The sequence below is a fragment of the Streptomyces sp. NPDC059957 genome (assembly GCF_042730015.1).
Classification (GTDB): domain Bacteria; phylum Actinomycetota; class Actinomycetes; order Streptomycetales; family Streptomycetaceae; genus Streptomyces.
This window is the reverse complement of the sequence record NZ_JBHWMB010000055.1, coordinates 34,724-45,782: the sequence shown is the minus strand read 5'-3', so window position 1 is coordinate 45,782 and position 11,059 is coordinate 34,724. Positions and strand designations below refer to the sequence as shown.

The 11,059-nt window shown below is 70.5% G+C and carries 9 protein-coding genes, 1 pseudogene and 1 riboswitch; of the genes and pseudogenes, 1 reads left to right on the top strand and 9 read right to left on the bottom strand.

Going from position 1 to position 11,059, the window contains the following annotated elements; all coding sequences use genetic code 11:
* Nucleotides 1–324: pseudogene (locus tag ACFWBW_RS29915) on the bottom strand (SAM-dependent methyltransferase); the annotation flags it as partial.
* A gap of 216 nt (nucleotides 325–540) precedes the next feature.
* Nucleotides 541–1,923, bottom strand: coding sequence for an NAD(P)/FAD-dependent oxidoreductase (locus tag ACFWBW_RS29910; protein WP_385378862.1), 1,383 nt, complete (start codon nucleotides 1,921–1,923; stop codon nucleotides 541–543).
* 474 nt (nucleotides 1,924–2,397) lie between these two features.
* Here ACFWBW_RS29910 and ACFWBW_RS29905 point away from each other — a divergent pair, with 474 nt between their 5' ends.
* The gene (locus tag ACFWBW_RS29905) at nucleotides 2,398–3,540 is read left to right on the top strand and encodes a MerR family transcriptional regulator (RefSeq protein ID WP_385378859.1); all 1,143 of its coding nucleotides are present in this window, start codon (nucleotides 2,398–2,400) and stop codon (nucleotides 3,538–3,540) included.
* A 66-nt stretch (nucleotides 3,541–3,606) separates the two neighbouring features.
* On the opposite strand, the gene ACFWBW_RS29900 is transcribed toward ACFWBW_RS29905, so the two are convergent.
* The 7 genes from ACFWBW_RS29900 to ACFWBW_RS29870 form a co-directional block, all read right to left on the bottom strand.
* On the bottom strand, nucleotides 3,607–4,548 hold the full coding sequence (locus ACFWBW_RS29900; protein ID WP_385378856.1) for an exopolyphosphatase: 942 nt from the start codon (nucleotides 4,546–4,548) through the stop codon (nucleotides 3,607–3,609).
* Nucleotides 4,545–5,105, bottom strand: a complete 561-nt coding sequence (locus ACFWBW_RS29895; RefSeq protein ID WP_385378853.1) for a DUF501 domain-containing protein — start codon at nucleotides 5,103–5,105, stop codon at nucleotides 4,545–4,547. Before ACFWBW_RS29895 ends, ACFWBW_RS29900 begins: the two co-directional genes overlap by 4 nt.
* A 40-nt stretch (nucleotides 5,106–5,145) precedes the next feature.
* Nucleotides 5,146–5,634, bottom strand: a complete 489-nt coding sequence (locus ACFWBW_RS29890) for a septum formation initiator family protein (RefSeq protein ID WP_385378850.1) — start codon at nucleotides 5,632–5,634, stop codon at nucleotides 5,146–5,148.
* Nucleotides 5,635–5,733: 99 nt separating this feature from the next.
* Nucleotides 5,734–7,020 (bottom strand): phosphopyruvate hydratase, encoded by a 1,287-nt coding sequence (gene eno / locus ACFWBW_RS29885; RefSeq protein ID WP_243335222.1) that lies wholly within the window; start codon nucleotides 7,018–7,020, stop codon nucleotides 5,734–5,736.
* Nucleotides 7,021–7,356: 336 nt separating this feature from the next.
* Nucleotides 7,357–8,046, bottom strand: a complete 690-nt coding sequence (locus tag ACFWBW_RS29880) for a transglycosylase family protein (RefSeq protein ID WP_385378847.1) — start codon at nucleotides 8,044–8,046, stop codon at nucleotides 7,357–7,359.
* A 2-nt stretch (nucleotides 8,047–8,048) separates the two neighbouring features.
* Nucleotides 8,049–8,220: riboswitch (cyclic di-AMP (ydaO/yuaA leader) on the bottom strand.
* A gap of 276 nt (nucleotides 8,221–8,496) precedes the next feature.
* Nucleotides 8,497–9,600 (bottom strand): transglycosylase family protein, encoded by a 1,104-nt coding sequence (locus ACFWBW_RS29875; protein WP_385378844.1) that lies wholly within the window; start codon nucleotides 9,598–9,600, stop codon nucleotides 8,497–8,499.
* A 143-nt stretch (nucleotides 9,601–9,743) separates the two neighbouring features.
* Complete coding sequence (locus ACFWBW_RS29870; protein ID WP_385378898.1) at nucleotides 9,744–10,973, bottom strand: cytochrome P450; 1,230 nt, start codon at nucleotides 10,971–10,973, stop codon at nucleotides 9,744–9,746.
* Nucleotides 10,974–11,059 lie beyond the last annotated feature (86 nt).

Genomic DNA, 11,059 nt, shown 5'->3' with positions numbered 1-11,059 from the left:
GTTTTTTTGGGTGGTCGGGGTTGTTTGGGCGTCTGGCGGGGGAAGGGTCCCGCGTCCCCCCCCCAAAAACACCCCCCCGACCCGGTCCAGGAGCTCGAACAGGTCCCCGTCCGAGGTGATGTCCCCGGCCACCCAGGCGCGGGCCAGACCGAGTTCGCCCGGCTTCCACAGGACCCGGCGCAGGGCGCGCCGGTTGTTCAGGACCAGGACGGGTCCACCGAGCGGGCCGGCCTCGCTGCCGTCCCAGGCCCGGATCCGGACGGGGAGAGGGGCTCCCAGCAAGATTTCGGCTGAAGCGGCGAGCCGCGGCGCGGCATCGTTCATGCAGGACCCTCCAACAGGCGCTCCGATAAGTTCCGACCGCACGGCATACCCGGATCCGGTCCCGAGTATGCCGAAGGGGCCGCCCGCACCACGGATGGCGGGCGGCCCCTTCGGGGACACACTGGGTCGTACCGGTCCTGCTGGTCCTACTGTCCTACTGGTCCTGCTGGTGCTGCCTGTACCGCTGGTCCTGCCGGTCCTACGGGTCCTACCGGGTCAGGAGGCCTTGGCCTTCTCGGCCGGGGCCGCGGAGACGGCGGCCGGAGCCGGCTTGGCGGCCTCGTAGAACTCCTCGCGGGGGGTTTCCAGGGCGCCGAGGGAGACGACCTCGCGCTTGAGGAACATGCCGAGGGTCCAGTCGGCGAAGACGCGGATCTTGCGGTTCCAGGTCGGCATGGCCATGCCGTGGTAGCCACGGTGCATGTACCAGGCGAGCCGGCCCTTGAGCTTGATCTTCATCTTGCCCATGACGATCATCGCCACGCCCTTGTGGAGGCCGAGGCCCGCCACCGCACCCTTGTTGGAGTGCGAGTACTCGGTCTGCGGGAAGCCCCGCATGCCCGAGATGACGTTGTCGCCGAGGACCTTGGCCTGGCGCAGCGCGTGCTGGGCGTTCGGCGGGCACCAGGCGTTCTCCACGCCGGCCTTGCGGGCGGCGAGGTCGGGCACCTGGGCGTTGTCGCCGGCGGTCCAGATGTAGTCCGTGCCCTTGACCTGGAGGGTCGGCTCGGCGTCCACGTGGCCGCGGGGGCCCAGCGGCAGGCCGTAGCGGGCCAGCACCGGGTTGGGCTTGACGCCGGCGGTCCACACGAGGGTGTTGGAGTCGACCTCGAGGCCGTTCTTCAGCACCACGTGGCCGTCCACGCAGGAGTCCATGGAGGTGTTCAGGTAGATCTCGATGCCGCGCGACTCGAGGTGCTCCTTGCCCCAGGTGCCGAGCTTGGGCCCGACCTCGGGAAGGATCTTGTCGGCCGCGTCGACCAGGATGAAGCGCATGTCCTCGCGCTTGATGCTGGTGTAGTACTTCGCGGCGTCGCGGGCCATGTCCTCGACCTCGCCGATCGTCTCGGCGCCGGCGAAGCCGCCGCCGACGAAGACGAAGGTGAGGGCCTTGCGGCGGACGTCCTCGTCCGTCGTGGACTCGGCCTTGTCGAGCTGCTCGAGTACGTGGTTGCGCAGGCCGATGCCCTCTTCGACGCCCTTCATGCCGATGCCCTGTTCGGCGAGGCCGGGGATCGGGAAGGTGCGGGAGATGGCGCCGAGCGCGATCACCAGGTAGTCGAAGGGCAGCTCGTACGCCTCGCCGACCAGCGGCGTGACGACGGCGACCTTGCGGTCCTGGTCGATGTTCGTGACCCGGCCGGTGAGAACCTCAGCCTTGGGCAGCACGCGTCGCAGCGGTACGACGACGTGCCGAGGCGAGATGCTGCCTGCGGCCACTTCAGGGAGGAAGGGCTGGTAGGTCATGTACGAGCGCGGGTCGACGACCGTGACGGTCGCCTCGCCGTAACGCATCTTCTTCATGATGCGCTTGGCTGCGTACAGGCCTACGTACCCACCTCCTACAACGAGGATCCTGGGACGCTCCGTGGTGCTCATGGAACGAGTATCCAGCACCCCAAGGGGTGACGCTCGTGAGCCCCTTCACAAGGACCTCTGGACCCTCTGCTACACTCCGCGGCCCACGTGACCGAGGTCATGGCGCGAAATGGGAACCAGGGTGTAACGGGAGTCGTTGAACACCAGTCCCGACCTGGCCTCCATGCCCTCAAGCGGAGTAGACCACAGCCTTCGTGGATACCTACCGCCAGAGGCTCGCGGCGTCCGCCAATCGCACGAACGCGAGCGAAAAGAAGGCCCGGGGCGCTCGAGACTCGCCCAAAAGGCTCCTCCGGAGCCCTCACAGGCACCTTTTCCTTGTGAAGAACTTCACGAAGTTCATGTGGACGACGGGACCTAAGCCCCCCGAACGGCCCCCCGGGACGGCCCTCGGCCCCCTGCCGACCCCTGCCGACCCCGCTGTTTGACCCTCGACCTGGTCGAGGGACCAGTGTTCGGAACGTGGAGAACGAGATGCGCAGTATCGGCGAGACGGCCCGCGAGAGCGGCCTGAGCGTGAGCGCCCTGCGGTTCTACGACGGGGCCGGCGTACTGGTGCCCGTCGTGGTCGACCCGGCGAGCGGGTACCGCTGGTACGGGCCCGAGCAGGTCGAGGAGGCACGGCTGCTGGCCCGGCTCCGGCGGGCCGGGATGCCGGTGGCGGACATCCGGCTGGTCCTGGCCGGCTGGGCCGGCGCGGACACCGATCTGGTGCGCGGCCTGCTCCGGGCGCACCTGCTCCGGCTCGAACGGGGCCTGTCCGATACCCGCGGCGAGTTCTCCGCGATCCGCGCGCTACTCGAACGCAGGGAGAACCCCATGATCAGCTCCATCGGCACGCCCAACGACACGTCCCACGGCGCGTCCGCGAGCACGCCCCGTCCCGGCGCCGCCCCGACCGCCCGGCTCACCGTGTCCGGGCCCGAGCTGGCCGCCGCGCTGGACGCCGTCCGGTTCGCCGTCGCCGCCGATCCCGAGCTGCCGGTGCTCGGCGGCATCCTGTTCGACATCGAGGGCGGGGCGCTGCGCGTGGTGGCCACCGACCGGTACCGCCTGGCCGTCGCCCGCGCGGGCGCCACCGGACACACCGGGCCCCGTCTGCAGCTCCTCGTACCCGCCCCGCTCGCCGACGCGATGCGGGCGCTGCTGAGCGATGACGCTCCGGTCCTGCTCACCGTGGACGGCGACCGCGTGGTCCTGGAGACGGAGACGGCGGACCGCCAGGCGGCCGGCCGGTGCCTGGACCACGAGTTCCCCGACTACCGCCGCCTGGTCAGCCTGCCCGCGGGGCGCCGGGTCCCCGTCGACGTACCGGCCTTCCGCGATGCCCTGGAAACGGGCCCCGTCCGCCCGGCCGAGCGCGAACAGGACGGCGTGACCGGCGACGTCAGCGTGCTCAAGGTGACCGACGGGGGCGCGGTGTCACTCGGCGACGACGATGACGACGACCCGGCTGCCGTCGGCCTGAACCGCGCGTTCCTGCTGGACGCCCTCGCCGCCGGCGCCCGGGACCGGCTGATCCTGGAACTCGGCGCCCCCAAGGCCCCCGTGGTGATCCGCCGCCCCGACGACGAGGAGTCCTTCTCCCTCCTGATGCCGGTCCGGCTGGACGGGTGACCCGCACGACACGGTGCCCCCGGCGGGATCCGCCGGGGGCACCGTGTCGTGCGGTCGAGGCTGTCGTCAGGCGATGGACCAGGCGATGCCGTCGAGGATGTCGTGCTCCGAGACCAGGACCTCCGAGGCGCCGATCCGTTCCATGATCGCCAGCAGGACCAGGGCGCCCGCGCCGATCACGTCGACCCGTCCCGGGTGCATCACCGGGATGGCCGCGCGCTCGGCGTGCGTCAGCGTCAGCATCCGCCCGCTGATCTCGCGGACCGTCTCGTACGGGATCCGGGAGTGGTGGATCCGCGCCGAGTCGTACGCCTGGAGGCCCAGCGCGATCGCGGCGACCGTGGTCACCGAGCCGGCCAGCCCCACCAGGGTGCGCGCCTCGGCCAGCGGGACGCTCTCGCCGGCCAGGTCCAGCGCCGCCTCGATGTCGGCCCGTATCGCGGCGATCTGCTCCGCGGTCGGCGGGTCGGTGACGACCCCGTCCACCGTCAGGTGGCGCTCGGTCATCCGGACACAGCCCACGTCGACGGAGCGGGCCGCCCGGACGTGTTCGGTGCCGACCACGAACTCCGTGGAGCCGCCGCCGATGTCCACCACCAGGAAGGGCCGCTCCAGGTCGGTGTGGCCGGTCAGCTCACCGGTGGCGCCGGTGAAGGAGAACTCGGCCTCCTGGTCACCGCTGATCACCTCGGGCTCGACGCCCAGGATGTCCAGCACGCCCCGGACGAACTCGTCCCGGTTCTCCGCGTCCCGGGAGGCCGAGGTCGCCACGAAGCGCACCCGCTCGGCGCCGAGCTCCTTGATGACCGCCGCGTACTCGCGGCAGGCCGCGAAGGTGCGCTCCAGGGCCTCCGGAGCCAGCCGGCCCGTCTTGTCGACGCCCTGGCCGAGCCGGACGACGATCATCCGGCGGTCCAGCTCGATCAGCTCGCCGGTGGCGCGGTCGAGGTCCGCGACGAGGAGCCGGATGGAGTTCGTACCGCAGTCGACGGCCGCGACGCGGGTCACGCGCCGGCCTCCTCTGCTGCGTTCTCTTCGGTCTTCTTCTCACCGCACGGGGTGACGCAGGCGCCCTTGGCCCACCACTCGGGCAGCATCGCCAGGGCCTCGTCACCGAACGGGTTCACGCCCGGGCCCGCGGCCAGGGAGTGGCCGACCAGCACGTGCAGGCACTTCACCCGGTCCGGCATGCCGCCGGCGCTCGGGAAGCCCTGGAGCACCTCGATGGCGTCGCGGCGGGTGATGTAGTCCTCGTGCGCGGCCCGGTAGGCGTCGGCCAGCTCCGGGTCCACGGCGAGGCGGGCCTGCATCTCCTTCATCACGCCGTTGGCCTCCAGCGTGCCGATCGCACCGGCGGCCCGCGGGCAGGTCAGGTAGTACAGCGTCGGGAAGGGGGTGCCGTCGGGGAGCCGCGGGGCGGTCTCCACCACGTCCGGCTGCCCGCAGGGGCAACGGTGCGCGATGGCGCGCAGCCCGCGCGGGGGGCGGCCGAGCTGCTGTTCGAACGCCTCGATGTCGGCGGCGGTCGGCTCGGTCCGGTCGGTCTGGGGCGGGGGCGTCTGCATGCCTGGAGGAAGTCTTTTCGTTCTCGTGGATGGGTGGGACTCAGTCGCCCGGGCGGTCGGCCTTGTCGACGCCGTCCCAGACGTTGGAGTACCAGGGCCGGTCGGTGGCGGCCTGTCCGCCGCGGCGCTGCTCGGCGCCGCCGGCACCGGGGTCGGTCATGATGTAGCTGATCTCCCCCGGCCGGACGAAGTGCAGGTGCTTGCGCGCCTGCTGCTCGGCGTACGCGTTGTCCTGCCAGCGGGCCTTCTCGTCGCGCAGCCGTTCCAGCCGGTCCCGCGCGGCGACGGCGTCCTTCTGCTGCTTCGCGATCTCCGAGCGCTGGGACACGTACTGGCGCATCGGATACGCGAGCGCGACGACCAGGGTACAGAGGACGAGCACCAGCAGGGCTGCCCGGCCGGTGAGCCGGCTGCGGCGGACCTGCCGGCGGGACTGCGAGCGGTACACGTGCGCCGCGGTCCGCTCACCGAGCTGCTTGAGCCTGGTCGCGGTCGAGAACGTGGCGAACCGGTCCCGGTTCCCGGCCATTGATCCGCCTCCCCTATATGCGCACGACGCACTACGTCCCCGCACACGGTACGGGACCGAGTGCGGGGACGTAGGGAGGCTTGCGCCCTGAAGGACTGATCAGCCCTTGAAGCGCGGGAAGGCGGAGCGACCCGCGTACACGGCCGCGTCGTCGAGGATCTCCTCGATGCGCAGGAGCTGGTTGTACTTGGCGACGCGGTCCGAGCGGGCCGGGGCGCCGGTCTTGATCTGGCCGCAGTTCACGGCGACGGCGAGGTCGGCGATGGTGACGTCCTCGGTCTCACCGGAACGGTGCGACATCATGCACTTGAAACCGTTGCGCTGGGCCATCTCGACGGCGTCCAGGGTCTCGGTCAGCGAACCGATCTGGTTCACCTTGACGAGCAGGGCGTTCGCCGAGCCCTCTTCGATGCCGCGGGCGAGACGCTCGGGGTTGGTGACGAAGAGGTCGTCGCCGACGATCTGGACCTTGGAGCCCAGGCGGTCGGTGAGGGTCTTCCAGCCGGCCCAGTCGTCCTCGAACAGCGGGTCCTCGATGGAGACGAGCGGGTACGCCTCGACGAGCTCGGCGTAGTAGTCGGTCATCTCGGCGGCCGAGCGGGACTTGCCCTCGAACTCGTAGTTGCCGTCCTTGTAGAACTCGGACGCGGCGACGTCGAGCGCGAGCGCGATCTGGGTGCCCGGGACGTAGCCGGCCTGCTTGATGGCCTCGACGATGAGGTCCAGCGCGGCGCGGTTCGACTCGAGGTTCGGCGCGAAACCGCCCTCGTCGCCCAGACCGGTGGAGAGGCCCTTGGTGTGCAGGACCTTCTTGAGGGTGTGGTAGACCTCGGCACCCCAGCGAAGGGCCTCGGAGAAGGACTCCGCGCCGATCGGGGCGATCATGAACTCCTGGATGTCGACGTTGGAGTCGGCGTGCGACCCACCGTTCAGGATGTTCATCATCGGAACGGGCAGCAGGTGCGCGTTCGGGCCGCCGAGGTAGCGGAAGAGCGGGAGGTCCGAGGCCTCGGACGCGGCGTGCGCGACGGCGAGGGAGACGCCCAGGATGGCGTTGGCGCCGAGGGAGCCCTTGTTCTCGGTGGCGTCCAGGTCGATCATCGCCTGGTCGATCAGGCGCTGCTCGGTGGCGTCGTAGCCGACGAGCTCCGGGCCGAGCTGCTCGATGACGGCGAGGACGGCCTTCTCTACGCCCTTGCCCATGTAGCGGTTGGGGTCACCGTCACGGAGCTCGACGGCTTCGAACGCTCCGGTGGAGGCGCCGGACGGGACTGCAGCACGGCCGGTGCTGCCATCGTCGAGGCCCACCTCGACCTCGACCGTGGGGTTGCCTCGGGAGTCCAGGATTTCCCGGGCTACGACGACGTCGATGGACGGCACGAGCATCTCCTTCTGGGATGTGACGCTGGGTGTGCGGTGGCATGTCAGGCCGTGGGATGGCCTTGCCGCTTAGAGCCTAACCGCCTCCGGGCACTCGGCCGGCCGACCGCCCGGGGGCTGGGACGAAAAAGGGCCTGAATGCCCCTCTTACAGGACATAGGACCCTTGATCATCGGCCTTTCGGAGGCCCCGTCAGACCGTCGGCACCCGCACACAGCACCGCCCGGCGCGAAGGGGGTTGCGCGCCGGGCGGTGGAATTACGCGGTGGAACTACTGCGTGTCGCGAAAGCGGACACGACCGTTCTCACAGGTTTCAGCTGGGGTTCAGCTTCAGCTGAGCTTCAGCTGAGCTTCAGCTTCTGGCCCGGGAAGATCAGGTTGGCGTCCGTGACGATGTCCTTGTTGAGCTCGAAGAGCTTCTCCCAGCCACCGGACACGTTGTTCGCGTCGGCGATCGCACCCAGCGTGTCGCCGGACTTGACCGCGTAGGAGCCGTTGCCCGTCTTGGGGGCCTCGGCCTTCGGGGCGGCGGCCGGACGCTCGGAGCGGGTGGTCGGAGCCTCGACGCGCTTGGTCTCCTTCTTCGCCTCGGTCTTCTTCTCCTGCTTCGGCTGCGTCTTCGGCTTGGCGGGTGCCTGCGCCGATCCGCCGGTGTAGGAGGAGTTCGACAGGCCGACGCCGCAGTGCGGCCAGGCGCCCTTGCCCTGGCCCTTGAGGACCTTCTCGGCGATGGCTATCTGCTGCGACTTGGAGGCCTGGTTGGCCTGCGAGGCGTACGCCTTGCCGCCGTACGCGGCCCACGTGGAGGACGAGAACTGCAGGCCGCCGTAGTAGCCGTTGCCCGTGTTGATGGACCAGTTGCCGCCGGACTCGCACGAGGCGACGCGGTCCCACTCGGAAGCGGTCGCGGCCGAGGCGGTGCCCGCGGCCATCAGCGGAGCCGCGACGGCGACACCGGCGACACCGGCGAGCGTGACGATGCGGACGGCCTTGGAACCGCGACGGTGCTTGCCCTTGCCCGAAAGCAGCATGGAGTTCTCCTCACCGACGCCTACGAGGTGAGCTGTCGGGTTCGGGCGAGTGAGTGCCCGGCCGAGCGACCTAGCGCTTGGCTTAACCCCTAGCCGGTTCCGTGACCGTCTCTCAACGGCCCTTCCCGGCGCCTACCTTGGTTCCCCCGCTCCTGCCTTCGGCGCTTTACGCGACGAGTGTTCCCTCCGTCCGCCGGCAGGATTCGGCGATGCGGTCGAAGGAGCCCGCGGTGGCGGGCGATTCAGAAGGTAGACAGGTCTCCCCCCGATGTTCAACGAGCGACATCGGGGGGAAACGGTGCCTACTTGCGCTCCCCGAAAGGGCGTTTGCGCAGGTGAGGGCGGGGTTTGCGGAACCCTCCGGGCCGGACACGCCAGTTGACCTGAAGAGACACATGTCTCACTTACAGAAAACGGACAATCAGCTGGTTCCGGGCGCCTCAAGTGTCCTTATTGATGCGTTAGATCCAGGTTCTGACCGGGCTTGATCAGGTCCGCGTCGTCGCCGATGACCTGCTCGTTGGCCTCGTAGAGGCCCTTCCAGCCGCCCTTCACTCCGTTGGCGTCCGCGATCGCGATCAGACTGTCGCCCGCCTTCACGGTGTACGTCGGCTCCGACGCGGCGTCAGACGCGGCGGGCGTCTCGACGGCGGCCGGGCCGCGGTGCTTGCCGCCGCCCTCGCTCGCGCCGGGGGCCGCCGGAGCGGTCGGGGAGGCGGACTCGCCGGGTGCGGCCGGAGCCGTCGGGGCCGTGGGATCAATCGGGTTGACCGGGTTTGCCGGGTTCTCCGAATTACCCGGGTTCGTCGGCTTCGCCCCGTTCCCAGGGTCGGACGGGGTCCCAGGGCCTGACGGGGTCTCCGGAGACGACGGGGCCACCGGAAGGGTCGGGCCCACCGGAAGGGTCGCGTCCGCGGACGGCGGTGCGGGAGTGGCGGGGTCCGTCGGGCTCGTGGGAGGCGTCGGGTCGCCCGGGAGGCCGGGAGGCGGCGTCTGGGCGTCCGGCGGGGGCATGACGGGCAGTTCGCCGGGCACGCCGATCGGATAGTCGGGCAGCACCGAGGCCGGCGGGGACGTCGGGCCCCCCTGCGACGGAGCCCCGAAGTCCGTGGACGTGCCCGAGCCCGTGTGGGGCACGGAGTCGTCGGGGCGGGACGGGGCGGGGGTCGCGGACGCGGAACCACCGGGCAGGCCCGGGTTCACCTCGGCGGCGGGCGCGTCCTGCGTCAGACCGGCCTGCACCGCGCACAGCGGCCACGCCACGGGGCCCTGGGAGGCCAGGACCCGTTCGGCCACGGCGATCTGCTGGGAGCGGCTGGCGAGGTCGGCGCGCTCGGCGAAGTCGAGCCCGCCGGCGCCCTTCCACTGCTCCTGGCTGAACTGCAGCCCGCCGTACGCGCCGCCGCCGAAGTTGGCGCTCCATGTACCGCCGCTCTCACACTCGGCGACCCTGTCCCAAGTCGAGGTCTCCGCGGCGCTCGCGCCGGTGGCGGCGAGCAGGGGCAGGGCGAGTGCGGTGCCGGTGACTCCGGCGGTGACGACAAGTGCGGGCACTTGTCGGGGGCGTCTGTGGCGGCCGTTCCCGGAACGCATGAGGCTGCACCTTTCGCATAACGGCGGGGTAACGGCAGAACCTAGCGGCCTTCGAACGCCAGTCACAAGTTTGGGCAGCGAACTGACTTCCGGTCAGGGTGGTTTCAGGTGTTTTGGGACTTTGATTCGACGGTGAAGCGGACCGGAAGCGTCCGCAGCCCCCGCATGATGAGCCCGCCGCGCCAGCGCAGCTCCTCGGGAGCCACGGCCAGTTCCAGATCGGGCAGCCGCGTCAGCAGGGTCGCGAGCGCGGTCTGCCCTTCGAGCCTCGCGAGCGGGGCGCCCAGGCAGTAGTGGATGCCGTGCCCGTAACCGAGGTGCTGATTGTCGGCCCGGGAGAGGTCCAGGGTGTCCGGTTCGTCGAACCGTTCGGGGTCCCGGTCGGCGGCCGCCAGGACCACCAGTACGGGATCGCCGGCCGCGATGCCCCGACCGCAGAGCTCGAAGGGCTCGGTGGCGAACCGCCAGGTGGCCAGCTCCACGGGGCCGTCGTAGCGCAGCAGCTCCTCCACTCCGGTGGCCAGCAGGCCGCTCTCGCCGGCGGCGAGGGATCGCTGGAGGCGCTCGCGCTGCTCCGGGTTCATGAAGAGGGAGTGGACCCCGTTGCCGATCAGGTTCACCGTGGTTTCGAACCCCGCGAACAGCAGGATGAAGGCCATCGCGGTGGCCTCGGCCTCGGTCAGGTGGTCACCGTGGTCGCTGGCCCGGATCAGATCGGAGATCAGGTCGTCGCCGAGGTCGTCGCGCTTGCGGTGGATGAGGTCCCCGAGATAGGTGCGCATCTGCTTCACGGACCGCGCCACCCCGCCGCGCGGACCGCCGCCGTGCCGGATCATCATGCCCGCCCAGTCGCGGAAGTCGTCCTGGTCCTCTCGCGGTACGCCGAGCATCTCGCAGATGGCGTAGATGGGGAGCGGGAAGGCGAACTCGTGGATGAGGTCGGCCTCCCCCTTCTCGCAGAACCGGTCGATGAGGTGGTCGGTCAGCTCCTGCACCCTCGGGGTGAACTCGGCGACCCTGCGCGGGGTGAACGCCTTCGACACCAGGCGGCGCAGCCGGGTGTGGTCCGGCGGGTCGATGTTGAGGAGGTGGGTCATCAGCTCGGCCTTGCGCTCGCCCGGGATCCCGGTCCGGCCCTTGGCGTGCGCGGAGCCTTCGTGGTGGGCCGGGTTCTTGCTGAGCCGCTGGTCGGCGAGGGCCTGGCGGGCGTCGGCGTACCGGGTGACGAGCCAGGCCTCGACCCCGCTGGGGAGCGTGGTGCGGTGCACGGGCGCGTGCTCGCGCAACCAGGCGTACGCCGGGTACGGGTCGGTCGCGAACTCCCAGTCGAACAGGGTCGGCGGTGGGGCGGATCCGGTGGGGGATCCGGTTGCGGATCCGCCCGTGGATCCGCCCGTGGATCCTTCCACGGACGGGTCGG